11 protein-coding genes and 3 pseudogenes are annotated in these 17,699 nt (G+C 62.5%); 12 read left to right on the forward strand and 2 right to left on the reverse strand.

Annotation, left to right across the window (positions count from 1 at the left end; all coding sequences use genetic code 11):
- Positions 1 to 130 precede the first annotated feature (130 nt).
- Positions 131 to 744 (forward strand): annotated as a pseudogene (locus tag I6F12_RS00140) (cell envelope biogenesis protein TolA).
- Between the two features lie 227 nt (positions 745 to 971).
- Here the strand turns inward: I6F12_RS00140 and ligD are convergent.
- Positions 972 to 1,892 (reverse strand): non-homologous end-joining DNA ligase, encoded by a 921-nt coding sequence (gene ligD / locus I6F12_RS00145; protein ID WP_225155221.1) that lies wholly within the window; start codon positions 1,890 to 1,892, stop codon positions 972 to 974.
- A gap of 105 nt (positions 1,893 to 1,997) precedes the next feature.
- Here ligD and I6F12_RS00150 point away from each other — a divergent pair, with 105 nt between their 5' ends.
- Complete coding sequence (locus tag I6F12_RS00150; protein ID WP_225155222.1) at positions 1,998 to 2,186, forward strand: DUF3606 domain-containing protein; 189 nt, start codon at positions 1,998 to 2,000, stop codon at positions 2,184 to 2,186.
- Between the two features lie 79 nt (positions 2,187 to 2,265).
- On the opposite strand, the gene I6F12_RS00155 is transcribed toward I6F12_RS00150, so the two are convergent.
- Complete coding sequence (locus I6F12_RS00155) at positions 2,266 to 2,490, reverse strand: hypothetical protein (RefSeq protein WP_225155223.1); 225 nt, start codon at positions 2,488 to 2,490, stop codon at positions 2,266 to 2,268.
- A 1,398-nt stretch (positions 2,491 to 3,888) separates the two neighbouring features.
- Between I6F12_RS00155 and I6F12_RS00160 the strand changes: the two genes are divergently transcribed.
- The 10 genes and pseudogenes from I6F12_RS00160 (at position 3,889) to I6F12_RS00205 (ending at position 17,598) form a co-directional block, all read left to right on the forward strand.
- Positions 3,889 to 4,851 (forward strand): zincin-like metallopeptidase domain-containing protein, encoded by a 963-nt coding sequence (locus tag I6F12_RS00160; protein WP_225155224.1) that lies wholly within the window; start codon positions 3,889 to 3,891, stop codon positions 4,849 to 4,851.
- Positions 4,852 to 4,948: 97 nt separating this feature from the next.
- A pseudogene (locus I6F12_RS00165) lies at positions 4,949 to 7,059 on the forward strand (ParB/RepB/Spo0J family partition protein).
- 181 nt (positions 7,060 to 7,240) lie between these two features.
- Positions 7,241 to 11,557, forward strand: coding sequence for a strawberry notch-like NTP hydrolase domain-containing protein (locus I6F12_RS00170; protein ID WP_225155225.1), 4,317 nt, complete (start codon positions 7,241 to 7,243; stop codon positions 11,555 to 11,557).
- A complete protein-coding gene (locus tag I6F12_RS00175) occupies positions 11,557 to 12,618 on the forward strand; it encodes a toprim domain-containing protein (protein WP_225155226.1) in 1,062 nt (353 codons plus the stop codon). Before I6F12_RS00170 ends, I6F12_RS00175 begins: the two co-directional genes overlap by 1 nt.
- Before the next feature lie 327 nt (positions 12,619 to 12,945).
- Positions 12,946 to 13,869: a DUF2493 domain-containing protein gene (locus I6F12_RS00180; RefSeq protein ID WP_225155227.1), complete on the forward strand. Its 924-nt coding sequence runs from the start codon at positions 12,946 to 12,948 to the stop codon at positions 13,867 to 13,869.
- Positions 13,870 to 14,008: 139 nt separating this feature from the next.
- Entirely contained in the window at positions 14,009 to 14,539 is a 531-nt protein-coding gene (locus I6F12_RS00185; RefSeq protein WP_225155228.1) for a hypothetical protein, read from the forward strand.
- A 500-nt stretch (positions 14,540 to 15,039) separates the two neighbouring features.
- On the forward strand, positions 15,040 to 15,360 hold the full coding sequence (locus I6F12_RS00190) for a DUF736 domain-containing protein (RefSeq protein WP_225155229.1): 321 nt from the start codon (positions 15,040 to 15,042) through the stop codon (positions 15,358 to 15,360).
- Positions 15,361 to 15,431: 71 nt separating this feature from the next.
- Positions 15,432 to 15,543, forward strand: a pseudogene (locus I6F12_RS00195) (DUF736 family protein); the annotation flags it as partial.
- Positions 15,544 to 16,412: 869 nt separating this feature from the next.
- On the forward strand, positions 16,413 to 16,694 hold the full coding sequence (locus tag I6F12_RS00200) for a helix-turn-helix domain-containing protein (RefSeq protein ID WP_036006809.1): 282 nt from the start codon (positions 16,413 to 16,415) through the stop codon (positions 16,692 to 16,694).
- Between the two features lie 22 nt (positions 16,695 to 16,716).
- Complete coding sequence (locus tag I6F12_RS00205) at positions 16,717 to 17,598, forward strand: replication initiator protein A (RefSeq protein ID WP_225155230.1); 882 nt, start codon at positions 16,717 to 16,719, stop codon at positions 17,596 to 17,598.
- The last annotated feature ends 101 nt before the right edge of the window (positions 17,599 to 17,699 follow it).

Below are 17,699 nucleotides of genomic sequence, written 5' to 3' on the forward strand. Positions count from 1 at the left end.
TCCTTAAGAGCACGTTGCGAAATGCATGGACGTCCTTCAAGGATTAGGGAACGCTTCGGGGCCGCGTCGTGTTCCGCAGGCTCCGTGGCATGCGACGTTGACGCTCGATTAAGGAGGGCGGATCAGACCGATGGCGAGAAAACTGAAAACCTTTCAGACTTCGCTGGGCTTCTTCGATCTGGCGATCGCCGCTCCCTCCATGAAAGCGGCCCTCGAAGCCTGGGGCGCCAACAGCAATCTCTTCCACCAGGGAGCGGCGAAGGAAAGCGACGATCCGGCCGTCATCGCTGCGGCCATGAAGAAGCCTGGCGTCGTTCTCAGGCGCCCGGTCGGATCCGACGGATCCTTTAGCAAGCCGAACTGCCCTCCGATCTTGGCGGGGACAAAAGATCGACGAAAGCCGCGCGCAAATCGAAGAGTGCTATTCCGAAGAAGCCTTCCTCGCGTCCGGTCGACAAGGCGGCGGAGCGGAAGGCCGCACTTGCCTACGAACGAGAGGAGAAGCGCCGGGAAGCTGAACGGGCGAGGGAAGAGGCCGCCAGGCAGAAAGAGCGTGAGCGCCGTTAGCAGGTGGTCGACAAGGCGCAGGCTGCGTTGGACAAGGCGGAGCAGGAGCACGCGAAACGGGCCGCCGCCATCCAGGCCGAGGTTGAGGCTCTCGCGAAGAGATCACAAGCCGAAGACGTTCGCTGGAACAAGGAGAGGGAGCGATTGGAAGCTGCGCTGCGGCGAGCGCGAAGCTAGTTTCTTGACGGGTTCTTGCTCCGCGGTACCGAGTGAAGGCCAGAGGTCACCGTCAAGCGTTCATCGGTCGGGATCTGGTACGCGCGCTGCCGCTCGGTTCACCGCGGTGCGGTCCCGTCGGTCCTCGGGAGCGAGCTCCATGACCGCTCGATGCAGCTCGGCCGGGATCGTCGGCGGACTTTCCGGGGGCTTGTTCGCCCACTGCCAGAAGCGATCGAACGCATCCATCACAGGTCCTCCCGCAGGCCCCGGAAGAAGGGGTGGCGAACCTTTCCCTCGGCCGACTTCGCGCGATACTCGATCTCCGCCAGAAGCTTGGGTTCGACCCAGATGCCCTTGTGACCGACGCGCTTGGTATACGGTTGGGTCTTTCGGATGAGGGGTTTAAGCCGTTTCTGCAGATCGGCGGCCGAGACCTTGTCGAAGCCGTGGTCGACTTTGCCAGCGTAGACCAGATCGTCGCCCTTGCGCCGGCCGACGTAGATGCCGTCCCACTTCGTTCCATCGAGTGCGAAACCGGCAATGGTCAGCGTCTCACGCTGTACGCAGGTCTTCTTGACCCAGTCGTTCGTGCGTCCCGTCGGATAGGCGCTGCCCCGGACCTTCGAAACGACCCCTTCGAGGCCGAGCTTGCAGGCGTGCGCGAACATCTCGCGGCCGTCTATCTCGAAGCTTTCGCTGAACTGGATGTCTGTGCCGCTTAGGATCTTCTTGAGTTCGGCCTTGCGTTGAAAGAGCGGCAGCTTCCGGATATCGCGGCCGTTCAGATAGAGAAGATCGAACGCCACGAGCACGATGCTCTTCGATTTGCCCTTGAGCTCGTTCTGCAGGACCGAGAAGTCTGTCGTGCCGTCGGCGGCCGGTACCACGATTTCGCCGTCCACCACCGCGGAGTTCGCCTTGATCCGCCAGGCGTCATGAGCGACCTTCTTGAAGCGATGTGTCCAATCGTGGCCGCGCCGGGTGAAGATCTTCGCCGTCTCGGTGACCAGATGGACCTGTACGCGGTAGCCGTCGAACTTGATTTCGTGAATCCAGCGATCTCCGGACGGCACCTTCTCGATCGAGGTGGCCAGGGCCGGTTCGATGAAGCCGGGGAAAGGCGCCTTGATGCCGATGGCCGCCGGCATTTTACGCTGAAATGCCACTGACTAACTCCACGCTACAGCCAATTCAAATTGGCACAGTTCGATTCGTTCCGGAACCGCTGAATCCTTGTTGCGTTGCCTCGATGCCACGAACAGGAGGTATCCGTGGCGGCAGCGAAGAAGTCGAAGACGGCGCGCGGGCGAAAGCAGGACCGGGCACGGGTGGCCGGCGGGCAGGACTACGAAGTGCAGTACGAGGCGAAGAAGACGGGAAAGTCGGCGCCGGCGGTGAAGAAGGCAGTCAAAAAGGTCGGCACTGCGCGCAAGCGGGTGGAGAAACGGCTAGGCCGCTGAGCAGGAGACCGGTTCGTGACGTGCTGGACTCGATTGGTGACACCTGCCCAGAATGCGCCCCTGACGAGGAGAACCGACGCTAAGTATCGATGCCAACCCGTGAAGTAGCGGAAGCCGCGGGATAGGTCTGCTGCGGGTCCTCACGAGCGATATCGAAGGCGCGCTCGCGTGCATGCGGATCGGCGCGATCCTGTATCCAGCCGTGCTCCTCGCACTCGCGGATGGCGCCGGCTTCGTTCAGCACGTTGATCGCCCAACCGCGCAGGGTACGGATCGCCGGCCGTCGCTGCTTGGTCATCAGCATTGAAAGGTTCTCCCACGCTGAGACGAATCGTTTAGTCCCGCAGACGTTCCCCATCACTAACACACGACTGGGATTTCGGGATCGTGGGATCTCGTGGTTTTTCGAAGGCTGAATTTTCAGCTTGGCGAGGTGCTAGGGTGGGCAAGAACGAACTGAAGAATCCATCTCCGATACTTCAGACGTCCGAGCTCAGGTGGTTGCTCCTTGTCCGATTAGCGCGTGCGGCTGTCGCCGCACCGGGCTCTCATGAACCGAGCCGCGCAGCGTCTCGGCCTTACGGCTTCGATCCCTCGCGCACGAGCAAATCACGCCCTCGCGGGGCAGAAACGAAAAACCGGACCTTTATGCAGCAGCCACCTGCACAAAGGTCCGGCCTTATCTTAGCGTGCCGCGATACCAAACGGCTGCAAAGGACGCTTCATATCCTTTGGGAGGTCTCGCTTTTTATCCGGGTTGCGACCCGAAGGCGGCAATATATCAGCAGCCGATATGACTACTTCTTTTTCTTTGAAGTCTTCTTTGCCACCTTCTTGGTGGCTGCCTTCGCGGTCTTCTTTGCCTTCTTCGCTTTCTTGGCCATGTCGTCCTCTGTAAGAATTGGCTCTCAGTGAATATGCCCACGCCGTGCATAGACATGCGCACGAGTGAGACGCTATCACAAAAGCAAAATTGATACCAAGCAGACCTGAAGCCGTATTGAGTCGCTCGCCGGAGGCACTCGCCCTCGGGCCCGCCGTCATTGCATGCCGGCGTCGCTATCACTGCCCTTCGGGTCGGGTGCCTTCTTAACCGGTCTCGCGACTGCACTCGCTCCAGGGTCCCGCCGCTACGCGTCGGCGCTATGCTGACCCTCCTGCGGGTGCCTCTTTCGCCGCGTCCGCGAGTGGTCTTCGCTGTCGCTCCGCCCACAGGCCTCTCTTCCATAATTGTGAGACTCTGTGAAAATGTCGGGCGATTCTCGTATCATTGCCTGCATCACGTTCGCTCAGGTTTTGGCGAGTGCGGCCAGGGCCGCACCGGGCTCTCGTGAACCGAGCCGCGCAGCGTCTCGGCCTTGCGGCTTCGATCCCTCGCGCTAGAGCTTTGGTGCTCCTCGCCGGGGGACACTCGGGAAAGGGGCTCGCCTGCGGCGATCGCTATCACTGCCCCGTTCCCGGGTGCCGCTATTGAACCGGTCTCGTCGCTGCACTCGGACCCGCGTGCCCCTTCGGGTCGCTATGCTCACGCTCTCCGGGTGCCATTTTCCGTTGCGGCGATGCGCCCTTGGGCGCACGCCTGATCGCGAATGAGGCCCTCGGTAGATGGCGCAAGGGCTGAGAGTAAGAGTGCAGGCTGGTTTTTCCGTGACGGGTTAGAAGTTGCGAGAGAGGCTCGCGGCGCCCGTCGCGGAGACCCGCGATGTCAAACGCTACTGCTCGCGCGCGCGCCGGCCAGGACCGGGCAACCCTCTATAACGAAATTACCGACAAGATCATTGCCGAGCTTGAGGCCGGACGCGTCCCCTGGGTTCAACCCTGGGGTACGTCCGCGGCGAAAGCGCCGCTGGCCATGCCGAAAAATGCGTCGACCAATCGGCAATACAGTGGCGTGAACATCCTCATTCTCTGGGGAGCCGTGATCGAACGCGGATTCACCGGGCAAAGCTGGCTCACTTTCCGCCAGGCGCTCTCGCTTGGTGGTCACGTTCGCAAAGGAGAGCGCGGTACCACCGTTGTCTACGCGGATCGTTTCGTGCCGAATGACGAAAGGCGACGCGCCGCCGAGACCGGCGAAGACGCCCAGGCGATTCCATTCCTCAAACGATTTACCGTTTTCAATGTCGATCAGTGCGCAGATCTGCCTGACGAGATTGCCACCGCTGCGCCGCCACCGCCGGCTGGCCTCATCGAACCCACGGTGAACGCCCTGATCAAGGCCAGCAGAATTCCATTTCGGATCGGTGGAGATCGCGCATTCTACGCAACAGCCGAAGACTATGTTCAGGTCCCACCGCCGCAGGCCTACTTCGAACCCATCAACTGGCACCGCACTGCGTTGCATGAGCTCGGTCATGCGACTGGGCATCCCTCGCGCCTCAACCGCGACCAGAGCGGATCCTACGGTACGAAGAAATATGCCTTCGAAGAACTGGTCGCCGAGTTGAGTTCCGCGTTCAGCTGCGCGTCGCTCGGGATCGTCCCGACCGTGCGTCATGCCGACTATATCGGCTCCTGGCTTGAAGTCCTGCGCGAAGACAATCGCGCCATCGTGCGTGCCGCCTCGCAAGCGAGCAAGGCCGCGGACTATTTGCTCGACTTCATTCCCCGGTCCGTTGAGCCCGCGTCGCTGGATTCGGCTGTCGCCGATCGCGAGCCGGCGTGATGCTCGGCCTCGCGCGAGAGTGAGAGGAGGGAAGGCTGTTCGCGACGGGTTGGAAGCCGGGAGAGAGTCTCACGGCCGCCCGTCGTGGAGAGCCGAAATGACGAAAGCCGTACAAAAGATCACGCTGTCGCCTTCCGGGACATTCCGTTTAACAAGCTCGTGCTCAGCCAGTCGAACGTTCGCCGCGTCAAGGCCGGTGTCTCGATCGAGCAGCTCGCCGAGAGCATCGCGCAGCGTACGCTTCTGCAAAGTCTGAGCGTCCGGGCCGTCGTTGATGCAGATGGCAACGAGACCGGCATGTTCGAGGTGCCGGCAGGCGGCAGGCGCTATCGGGCTCTCGAGCTCCTGGTGAAACAGAAGCGGATGTCCAAGACGCAGGCGGTGCCGTGCGTCGTCCGCGAAGGGGGCATCGCCGAGGATGACTCGGTGGCGGAGAACGACGAGCGGGTCGGCCTGCATCCACTCGATCAGTTTCGGGCCTTCCAGACGCTCCGCGACCTCGGCATGAGCGAGGAAGACATCGCCGCCCGGCACTTCGTGAACCCTGCGATCGTGAAGCAGCGGCTGCGGCTGGCGTCGGTGTCGCCGAAGCTGCATGAGGTCTATGCCGAAGACGGCATGACGCTCGAGCAGCTCATGGCGTTCTCGGTCACAGCCGATCACGCCCACCAGGAGCAAGTCTGGCAGAACGTCAGCCGTTCCGGTTATGACGAGCCTTACCAGATCCGCCGGCTGCTCACTGAAAAGACCGTGCGCGGGTCCGATCGCCGGGCGCAGTTTGTGGGCCTCGATACCTATCAGCACGCCGGTGGCGGCGTTCTGCGGGATTTGTTCGAGCACGACGACGGCGGCTGGCTTCAGGACGTCGTGTTGCTCGACCGCCTCGTGACCGAAAAGCTCAAGGCCGAAGCTGAGGCGATTGCTGCCGAAGGCTGGAAGTGGATCTCGGTCGCCGTAGAGTTCCCCTACGGACACGTTCACGGCCTGCGCAAAATCGAAGGCAGACCTGTCGAGCTCTCGCCTGAGGGGCAGGCCACCATCGATGCGCTGAACGTCGAGCAAGCCAAGCTGGAAACCGATTATCAGGATGCAGACGAGCTGCCCGACGAAATCGACCAGCGTCTCGGCGAAATCGAGGCAGCACTGGCGGCATTCGAAGACCGGCCGATGCTTTACGAACCGACGGAGATCGCACGAGCCGGTGTCTTCATCAGCATCGATTCCGAAGGACGCCTCGTCGTGGACCGGGGTTACGTCCGGCCGGAGGACGAGGTGCCGGCAGCTGATCCTGATGTCGGGCAGGGAGCCGACGCGTCGTCGACCGAAGGTCAAGAAGGGGGCCTTTCCGCACAGGGCATGGTGATCGCAGTCGCAGGTGACGCTCCTGATGCCGAAGAGGATGATGAGGACGCGGCCAGGCCTCTGCCGGATCGGCTGATCACCGAGCTGACGGCGCATCGAACGCTGGCATTGCGCGATGCGCTGGCAGAAAATCCTGCGATCGCGTTCCAAGCGGTGCTGCATAACTTCGTGCTGACGGCCTTTTACCGGTTCGCATCGTCCGGAAGCTGTCTTGAGATCGGCCTTCGCACGCCGAATTTTCCCGCTCAAGCTCCGGGGCTGAGAGAAAGCGTCTCCGCCAAGGCCGTCGAGGCGCGGCATGAGCGCTGGAAGGCACGGTTGCCGAAGAGCGAGAACGATCTCTGGGAAGCGCTGACGGCGCTCGATGGTGGTGCACAGGCGTCGCTCTTCGCCCACTGTGCATCGTTTGCGGTCAATGCCGTCTATGAGCCGGCCAACCGCTACAATCAGGGCCGTGTCTCCGCTCACGGTGTCCGCACCCGTCTCGACCAAGCTGATGTGCTGGCGCGCGCAGTCGGGCTCGACATGGTGCAGGCCGGCTGGCGGCCGACCGTCGACAACTATCTCGGTAGGGTCACCAAGCCGCGCATTCTGGAGGCGGTGCGGGAAGCCAAGGGCGAGTCGTCGGCGCAACTGATCGACCATCTGAAGAAGGCCGACATGGCCAAGGAGGCCGAGCGCCTTCTGGACGGCTCAGGTTGGTTGCCGGAGCCGCTGCGTCTCGTTGATCCCGATGCAGCGCCGGTGGGGCAGGAGGGCGAAGCAGGTCCGCTGCCGGAATTCCTCGCCGACGATGAGGATCGGGAGAACGCCGGCGACGACCCGCAGCTTGATGCGGCTGAGTGACACAGAACGGGATGGCTCCGGCCATCCCACAGTTGCTTGGGGACCGGGTGTAACGCCGGTCCCCATTTTTTATGGGCGAGCCTTGAGAGGGAGAGCCGGGCCGGGAAGGGTTTGAGCCGTTAGGTCAAAGGAGAGCGCCTGATGGTTCGACCCGTTCCCGCTCTCCGAAAGAAATCCTGTCATGACCGAATCTCTCGCGGGCGGCGCTACCGCCGCGCCGCTCTCGATGCGTGCCGCTGCTACTCTCACCTCCGCCGCTGTCAGGGCCGCGCAACAGCTCCTGACCGAGCTCGAACGCGGCCGGCGCATCGATGCCGCTGTTCTGCGTAGCGCCATGGAGGCTGCCTTCGACGCCTCCGACGCGGCCGGTGCCTGGAATTGGAAGACCGCCTACGACGTCTGCGAGGCGGCAACCGTTCTGTTTCTCCGCAAGTTCGGACCGGCCATACGGGCCAGGGCTGGCTCAACCGCTGCCATGCTGCCGATGCTGTCGAAAGTCGCGAACTGTCTGCCGACCCACACGCGGCGTTCGGAGGACAGCCAGGCACTTCAGCAATTCTCGACGCCGATTCCGCTGGGACTGGTCGCATGCACTGCAGCCGGCATTACATCGGGCGATCGCATTTTGGAGCCTTCCGCTGGAACGGGCTTGCTCGCCGTCTTTGCAGAACTCGCCGGGGGCGCCTTGATGTTGAACGAGTTGGCCGAGAGCCGGGCAGGGTGGCTCGAGCATCTGTTTGCGGGCGTTAACGTCACGCGGTTCGACGCCGCGCAGATCGATGATCACCTCGATGCGAGTGTAGTACCGAGCGTCGTTCTGATGAACCCGCCGTTCTCCGCGGTGGCGAATGTCGATCGACGGATGGCGGATGCGGCACTCCGCCACATCGCTTCGGCGCTCGCGCGTCTTCGCGACGGCGGGCGCCTCGTCGCCATCACTGGCGCAGGCCTTGCGCCGGATAACCCGGCGTGGCTAGAGGCCTTCGTTCGCCTCCAGGAGCGCGGACGGGTCGTGTTTTCCGCCGCGATCGACAGCGCCGTCTACGCCAGGCACGGCACCCAGACGGACACAAGGCTGCTCGTCATCGATAAGTTGCCCTCCGCCGATCCGAAGGCTTTTCCCGCCTCGCAAGGCATGGCCAGCGATGTCGCCACCTTGCTCGAGTGGGTGACCCAGTATGTGCCAGCGAGGCTGCCCGTCGCAGTGCCGGTCGTGGCCGACATCGTTAGGCGCCCTGCGATGCTCCGATCGGCCGGCGCCATTGCACCAAGCCCCTCGTCGACTTCGCGGAGCGCGCCGGAAGGTGTGGAACTTGCGTACGAGACTGTCGAATGGTCGCCGCCGGAAGGCGCCCGCCTCACCGATGCGCTGTATGAGGAGTACGGATTGCAGTCGATCCGTATTCCCGGATCGTGCGCACATCCGACCAAGCTCGTGCAATCCGCGGCGATGGCGTCCGTTGCGCCGCCGAAGCCGTCCTACCGTCCGCATCTACCCTTAAGTCTGGTGGCAGACGGAGTTCTGTCGGACGCCCAGATCGAAAGCGTCATTTATGCGGGCGAGGCGCATTCCGAATTCCTTGCGGGCTCCTGGACGGTCGATGCGACGTTTGATGTTGTGGCCGCCGCGCGTGACGACGCTGAGACTGCCGTCCGCTTTCCCCGCGGCTGGTTTCTCGGCGATGGTACTGGCGCGGGCAAGGGGCGGCAGGTCGCCGGGATCCTTCTCGACAATTGGCTTAAGGGCCGCCGCCGTGCGGTCTGGATCAGCAAATCCGACAAGCTGATCGAAGATGCCCAGCGCGACTGGTCCGCGCTCGGCAACGAGCGGCTGCTTGTTACGCCACTGTCCCGGTTTCGCCAGGGCACAACGATCCGGCTATCGGAAGGCATCCTTTTTGGCACCTATGCCACGCTACGCACCGACGAGCGTGGCGAAAAGCTTTCGCGTGTCAGGCAGATCGTTGAATGGTTGGGCTCGGACTTCGACGGAGTGATCGTCTTCAACGAGAGCCACGCCATGCAGAACGCGGTTGGGGGCAAGGGCGAGCGCGGCGATCAGGCGGCCTCTCAGCAGGGGCGCGCGGGCCTGAGGCTCCAGCATGCCTTGCCGAATGCTCGCGTGGTTTATGTGTCGGCGACGGGCGCCACCACTGTCCACAATCTCGCTTATGCCCAACGCCTCGGCCTTTGGGGCGGTGCCGACTTCCCGTTTGCCACTCGTGCCGAGTTCGTCGAAGCGATCGAGCAGGGCGGGGTCGCGGCGATGGAGGTGCTGGCCCGTGATCTCAAGGCGCTCGGCCTCTACCCGGCCCGCTCGCTCTCTTACGAAGGCGTCGAGTATGAGCTCCTCGAGCACCAGCTTACGCCGGAGCAGGTTCGCATCTACGACGCCTATGCCGATGCGTTCAGCATCATCCATAACAACCTCGACGCGGCGATGCGGGCCGCCAACATCACCGGCGAAACCGGAACGCTGAATGGGCAGGCGAAATCTGCGGCCCGATCCGCCTTCGAGAGCGCCAAACAGCGCTTCTTCGGTCATCTGCTGACTTCGATGAAGATGCCGTCGCTCATCCGATCGATCGACCGCGATCTCGACGCCGGCCATGCCGCTATCATCCAGATTGTCTCAACGGGCGAAGCGCTGATGGAGCGCCGGCTCGCCGAGATCCCGACCGAAGATTGGGGAGACGTCCAGGTCGACATCACCCCGCGCGAGTATGTGCTCGACTATCTCGCCCATTCCTTCCCGGTCCAGCTTTACGAGCCCTTTACAGACTCGGAGGGCAACCTCTGCTCTCGGCCTATCTATCACGATGGCCGGCCGGTCGAGAGCCGGGAGGCCGTCGCTCGACGCGGCCGTCTCATCGAGAAACTTGCTTCGCTGCCTCCGGAACCCGGCGCGCTGGATCAAATCGTGCAGCGCTTCGGCACCGACATGGTCGCCGAAGTGACTGGCCGCTTGCGCCGCATCATTCGTAAGGGCGACCGGTTGGTGGTCGAAAATCGCGCTGGTTCAGCCAATCTCGCTGAGATGTCGGCCTTCATGGACGACGTCAAGCGTATCCTCGTGCTCTCTGACGCGGGCGGTAGGGGGAGGAGCTACCACGCCGAGTTGTCAGCGCGAAATCGCCGCTTGCGGGTTCACTACCTGCTCGAGCCCGGCTGGAAGGCGGATGCCGCGATCCAGGGGCTCGGCCGGACAAACCGGACCAATCAGGCCCAGCCGCCGCTGTTCCGTCCCATCGCGACCGACGTGAAGGCGGAAAAGCGCTTTCTCAGCACCATTGCCCGCCGGCTCGACACGTTGGGGGCCATTACGCGCGGCCAGCGCCAAACCGGAGGGCAGGGACTATTCCGGCCCGAGGACAATCTCGAAAGCCAGTATGGGCGCGACGCATTGCGTCAGCTCTACACGTTGCTCGTCCGAGGCAAGGTCGACGGTTGCTCGCTCGAGAGGTTCGAGGATGCGACCGGCCTGAAGCTGACAGATGCCAATGGGCTCAGGGATGACCTGCCACCGATCACGACGTTCCTGAACAGGTTGTTGGCGCTCACCATCGGCCTGCAGAATGTCCTGTTCACTGCCTTCGAGCAGCTTTTGACCGCTCGGATCGAGGGCACTGTTTCGTCCGGCACCTACGACCTCGGTCTGGAAACGCTTCGCGCCGAAAGCTTCGTCGTCACTGACCGGCGGACGATCTATGTCCATCCGCGCACAAGTGCCGAGACGCGGCTGCTCACCATCGTGCAGCGCGAGCGTAACCATCCTGTTGGTTTGGATGACGCCCTTGCTCGTCTTTCTAATCATGCTGTCCTGCTAATCAACGAGCGTTCGGGAAGGGCCGCCGTGCAGATTCCGGCCCCGAGCATCATGCTCGACGACGGCGAGATCGAGCGCCGCATCCGCCTGATCCGGCCTATGGAGCAGCACCAGGTCCCCTTGAACATGATGGCGGAGAGCCATTGGGTTGAAGCGGATCGCGAACGTTTTGCCGCGGCGTGGCTGGCGGAGCTTGCCGAGGTGCCCGAGTTCACGGAGAGCACGATCCACGTCGCTGCGGGATTGCTGTTACCCATCTGGAAACGGTTGCCGAACGAATCGACTCGTGTTTATCGGCTCCAGAGCGATGCGGGCGAACGCGTCATCGGACGCAAGGTTTCTGCCAAGTGGGTCGTAAACGTCCTTGCGGCGGACGCGCCTTCGCTCACGCCGGACGCTGCCTTTGCCGCGCTGATGGACGGACGAACCGTCCTCGACCTCGGGGAGGATCTCCAGCTTCGCCGCGTTAGGGTGATGGGGGCCTACCGCATCGAGCTGTCGGGCTTCAACGACACGATGCGCGATCGCCTGCGGGCTTACGGCCTCATTGGGGAGATCATCTCTTGGAAGCTGAGCATGTTCGTGCCCACGGACACGAGCGGCGTGGAGGTCCTGTCCAGGGTGCTCGACACGTATCCGGTAGCGCGCATCAGCGAGCGGGAGGCCGCCTGATGTCCCGCGATGCTTCCGAACTGGCACGCCGCCTCTCGCGCGAGGCTGAGGCGGTGTGCCGACACTATCTCTCGAATGGCAAGCGGGCGGGGCGGTACTGGGTGGTGGGCGACGTCCGCAACACGCCGGGCCGCTCGATGTTCGTGCGGCTGCACGAATCGCCGAAGGGTCCAGCCGGCAAGTGGACCGATGCTGCGACCGGAGAACATGGTGACCTCCTCGACATTATCCGCGAATGCCGGGGTTTGCGCGACTTCAGCGAGGTCACTGAGGAAGCGAGGCGGTTTCTGAAGCTGCCTCGTCCTGAGCCGCAGCCTGCCTCGAAACCCATTCGTTCGGTGGCGCCAATTGGATCGCAGGAAGCCGCCCGCCGGCTCTTTGCGATATCCAGCCCGATCGAGGGGACGGTAGCCGAAACGTACTTGCAGCGCCGCGGAATAGCCCTTGCTCATCATGATGGCAGCCTGCGCTTCCACCCTCGTTGCTACTATCGACCGGACGAGCATTCGTCGACCGAAACGTGGCCGGCGATGATAGCCTCTGTCACGGAGCTCGATGGACGGATCACCGGCGTGCATCGCACCTGGCTCGATCCACACGGCTTTGATCGCGTGCGGCTCGGCAAGGCCCCGATCGATACGCCAAGACGGGCCATGGGCGACCTGCTTGGTAACGCCGTTCGCTTCGGCGTGGTGGACGACGTGCTCGCCGCGGGCGAGGGGATCGAGACCATGCTGTCATTGCGCTGCGTGCTGCCGACTATGCCTATGGCGGCGGCGCTCTCAGCCAATCACCTCTCTGCCATGTTGCTGCCACCTAGCCTGCGTCGGCTCTATATCGCCCGCGACGCAGATGCCGCCGGAGATGCAGTGCAGGCCACTCTCACCCAGCGTGCAAAAGCCGTCGGCGTTGAAACGATTGCGTTGTCGCCCCGGCTGGGCGATTTCAACGAAGATCTGCACATCTTCGGTCTCGAGACCCTCCGAGCAGCATTGCGGCTTCAACTCGTGCCAGAGGACGTCGTCCGCTTCCTGCATTCGTCGATGGTCGCCGCAGAATAGGCTGGTGCTTCGATCGACGTTGATAGCTCGGTCATAACGAGGCCATTGCCCGGAAGAGGCGCGACCTCGGCCTTCTAGAGGGCGATCGGACGGCAAGCGGACCGGGCCGGCAATGGCTACGCCCGGCTATTTTCCGCCGCGCGCCGGCGATAAGCATACGTAACAGCCGTCAAACCGGCGCTTTGCATCGCGAAGCAAAATAGCCGGCCTCCGCCATCCTCCGCTGCCGCTACGGCCCTTGCGGGTTCTGGCCCGCTCCGCCCGCCGTCTGAGTGATCGCCACGAAGGCCGCGATGGGCGCGGCCGATCCGGCAAAGGGTCCCTCCAATGACCGACCGTGATGACATCGAACCTCCGCACGCCTCTTCTCCAACTGACCACGTCCTCATCGAGCTACAGCTCTTCGGCTACCATCCCTTCGACGACCAACCTGACCGACGACCGCTTCCCGAGGGCAAGATGATCGCTGGCGCCGTCGCTGATATCTTCGACGCCCTGGTTGCGACACTGAGCGACACGCGACTCGAGCCGGACCTAGGCGATCTGCTCTGGTCGACCGTCAACCTGTTCCATCGTGCTGTCGACCGCATCGAACGCCATCTCGACGACAACGAGCAGGCGCAGCAAAAGAGCCAACGCGAGCAGAATGGCTCCGAGGTTCGATCAGTCGAACTCGAGCGCTTGACGGCCGAAGGCATCACCTTGATCGAGCGACGCAACTGCCTGGAGCTCTTCCGCGATCAGGCCATCGAGCGCTTTGAGGCTCACACCGGATCGTCCTGGCGCCCTCGATCGGGATCGCTGGTAAACCACCGTACGCTGACGGCAGCTATGATCGACTCCCGCGACTTCATTGCAGCCAAGCGTCGCGCTGAAACCGAGGTCTTGTTGCCGGCAGGACCGAAAATCGCACTTACCGGCGGGCTCGACTTCAATGACCACCACCTCATCTGGGACCGCCTCGACAAGGTCTACGCCAAGCATCCCGACATGGTCCTGCTCCATGGCGGCTCGCCCAAAGGTGCGGAGCTTATCGCCTCGAAATGGGCAAGCAACCGCAAGGTGCCTCAGATCGCATTCAAGCCTGACTGGACAAAGCACGCCAAGGCAGCCCCATTCAAGCGCAACGACGCCATGCTCGAACTCCTGCCGATCGGCGTCATGCACTTCCCGGGCACGGGAATCCAGGACAACCTGGCAGACAAAGCGAAGCGGCTCGGCATCCCCGTCTGGAGGTTCGGCGGCGCGTGAGCGCTGCCTTCTCGCCTCCGGCGTGAACGCGGAGTTGCATGCGTCGCAACTCTGCCTCGTTTCGGCTCCATATCGAAAATTGCGCCGTGGTGGTGGTGGAAGGCGCGACTGTCAGATCTATGCATATGGAGCCACCACTATGCTTGCCCTTGGGCTCGTTCTCAACACACTCGGCATCGGCTTCTTCTGCTGGGCGATCTTTGCGCTCGCTGTGTATGCCCTGCCGTTTTTCGTCGCTCTCAGTATCGGAATAACGGCGTTTCAGAATGGTGCCGGCGTGGTCGGTGCGCTGCTTATCGGAACGGCCGGTGGCGCGTTGACGCTTGCCTTCGGTCAGGCCGCCGTCGCGATTACCCGGTCCTTGGCTTTGCGCATCGCGATCGCAACAGCATTTGCTATTCCCGCCGCCGTGGCCGGCTATTATGTGGTGTTCGCCGCGTCCCAGATCGGGGTGCCTTCGTTGGCTTGGCGTGAGGTCTTCGTTTGGCTGGGCGCGGTTTGCATTGGGGTCACGTCATGGACGCGCTTGATCGTTCTGGCGAAGACCCGCCCGCTCGAGCCGGGTGGAGTGATGGAGAGTCCGTCTAACCAGTTCTTACGGCCGGAAGGCCCGAGGGATGACCGTTTACCGCCTTCGTCGTCGACAGGTTCGCATAAATCGGCGCGCTGAACGGGGGATGATCGAGCCCTGAGCGCGGGGGGCCAGTCCTCCTCGGAACTACTCGATCAAAGCCGCCGGCATTTGGGTCTGGCCCACGCAGCCGCGGCGGAGCCGTGTTGCCTAGCTCCGTTGCTGGGAGACGATACCGCCCTTTGCAGCAAATTGTTTCTTTTTCTGCGCTGAATCGTTCCAACCTCTTGTTCAGCAAAACCGAGATAAGCCATGTCTTCTCCCGAGATTGCGGTTCAGCACGCGGACGCACGTGGCCTCGTTGATGGCTGGATCTGGCCGAAGACCGGCTTCGCCTCGATCGTCTGAGCCGCAACGCCGTTGATGCGACTTTCTTCCCCTGGGCTTCGCCCATTCCTCGCGAGACAAGAAAGTCGCCACAACGGCGTCCTCCGCTCCGCTCCGGCCCGCGAGCGGGTGCGTCGCCGATCGTCTTCGGCCTGCAGATCGCCATCGAGGCCGCGATGGTCGCGGGCTCGAAACACAACAGGAGAAGTGACATGGCTAACATCGGTTCCTTCAAGAAGGTCGGCAACGATTTCCAGGGCGAGATCGTCACCCTGAGCCTGCAGGCCAAGGGCGTCCGCATCGTCGCCGAGACCAACCGCTCCAACGACAACGCTCCCAGCCACCGCATCTATGTGGGTCGCGCGGAGATCGGCGCGGCCTGGTCGAAGCGCTCCGAGGAGGGCCGGGACTACCTCTCGCTCAAGCTCGACGATCCTTCCTTCAACGCTCCGATCTACGCCAACCTGTTCGATGACGAGAGCGGTGAAGGCTACACCCTCCTCTGGTCGCGGCCACGCAAGGGCGGCGAGTAAGAGCGCCTCACCAAGCCCCGTCCGGTCCGCCGGGCGGGGTCTTCGCGGCTGGCCTGAGGCAGCTTGCGATTTACCTCTCAGTCAGGCTCAACGATCCGAACCTAGCGGCCCCCAATCTACGCCTCGCCCGTCAAGATCGAAGGCCGCGAGGGCTTCACCCTGATTTGGTCCCGCCGCAGCGGCGTCTGGTCCCTCCGGGATCATCAGCCCGCCTCCCGGAGGCGAGGCCGGAATCCAGCGGGTATGAGTTTTACTCTCCGATCTTAGCCGAGAATCTCAAGGTACTCAAATCTCGGCCCGGCGGCTGCCCCATATACTTCTTGAACATTGCCGAAGGCAGCGGCGGATTCATATCCGAGTTTATCGGCAAAGCTATGATAGGACGCCGGATCGCAATTCCCTCGACGCCATGCCATCTGGAACCGTCGGACCCATCTGTCGAACGTCATTCCTGTCTCACGCTCAACATGGCGACCCAAACCCTGTTTGCTCATCACGACGACCTCTGCTCAATCGGCGTGTGTTCGCCGGTTCCCGGGGTCTTCGAGTACGATGTAGGCGATCCGTTCAGCTGCGGATCCGCCGCCAGTTGCCATATAGAGGCAATCCATTGTCGCTCGCTCAATTCCTCAATCAGCAAGTCGGCAACGCGGCAATGTCGAGGCCCCGCCGCGTAGTCACCTCCAAGATCGTGAAGATGAACCAACAGAGAAATCTGGCGATCAGTCCAGCCGTTTACTCTCGATGAAATGGGCCTCAGGATAGGCTCAAATTCGGCGAACCTCGTGTCACCAATTGCAAATCCGCGCAAATTTTCCTGCACGATTTCCTTGCCGAGTAGTTCTCGAATTCGCTTCTCCAATCCTCAAGGCAAAAGCAGAAGCAACTGCTGCTCCTGGGCCGGGCGCAGGGATGAGTAGCGCAGTCCCCGAGGGTGCCGAAAATCGCACCCCCAACATTCGGCATCCCCCTCCGAGGTTCTGCTCCTCCATGATGACCGCACACACGCCGGCCTAGCCAAGCGTAGTGCGCTGTCATCCTGGAGTTCTCAAATGCCCGATCCGATGGCCGGTCTCCCCCCGCGATTCCTGCGTACGCCTGAGGCCGCGCGTTACCTTGGTCTGTCCGGCCGCACGCTGGAGAAGCACCGCACATACGGTACTGGACCGACGTATCGTAAGATTGGCGGACGTGTTGTCTACGCCGTCGATGACCTGAAAGCGTGGGCCGATCTCGGCGCCAAGACGTCGACATCGGATCCCGGCAAGGGGACCGTGCTGCCCGCCAAGAAGCATCCGGCCCTGCGTCCCTATGCAGGTCAGGAACGTCGCTGATAGCCGCGTGAGAGCAGTGACTATGCGGCGCAAACACCATGCAGAGCGCGAGCTGCTTGAGCTCTTTCGGGCGCTGCCCGGCGATCTCGCGCCGCGCGATGCGCAGGATCTGATGGCCTATCCGTTCTTCTCGCTTGCAAAAACAAAGCGAACTGTGCCGATCGATTTCCGCGCGGGTGCGATCTCAATTCGTGTCGAAGCCGTGCCGGAACACGGCATGGCGACGATCTGGGATGCAGACGTTCTGATCTGGGCCGCGTCCCAGATCGTCCAAGCCCGTGATACTGGCTTGAAGACGTCGCGCCTGATGGCTGCAACGCCTTACGAGATTTTGACGTTTGTGGGCCGCGGCACCAGCGCACGTGACTATGACCGCCTGAAGGCTGGTCTTGACAGACTTCAGTCAACGACCGTGCTGACGTCGATCCGTCAACCGGCAGAACGGCGACGCCATCGCTTCTCCTGGATCAACGAGTGGAAGGAGACGGCGGATGCAAATGGCCGCCCATTCGGGCTCGAGCTGATCCTGCCGGATTGGTTCTACGCCGGCGTCATCGACGACGCGCTCGTGCTGACGATTGATCGAGCCTATTTCGATCTGACCGGCGGGCTTGAACGGTGGCTCTACCGCCTAGTGCGCAAGCACGGTGGGCGCCAGGACGGCGGCTGGAGTTTTGACCTTGTGCACCTCCATGCCAAGTCCGGCATCCTCTCGCCGCTCAAGCATTTTGCCTACGACGTACGTCAGATCGTTCAGCGCCAGACATTGCCCGGCTATCAGCTCGTGCTCACACGGGATCCTGATGGCACCGAGCGGCTGAACTTCGCGCCAACGCCTGTTCATCCCTTAACGGCACGCTTGCGTCGGCGCGGTCTCATTCCAAATTCGGAGGACAACCTGTGAATCAGCTCGTGCTATCGGGGACCGCAACCCTCGTGCTATCGGGGACCCGATCCTCGTGCTATCGGGGACCGGAAGCGAGATTAAGAGCTTGTTTCTCCTCG

This window comes from Bradyrhizobium sp. IC4059 (assembly GCF_020193615.1).
GTDB classification, from domain to species: domain Bacteria; phylum Pseudomonadota; class Alphaproteobacteria; order Rhizobiales; family Xanthobacteraceae; genus Bradyrhizobium; species Bradyrhizobium yuanmingense.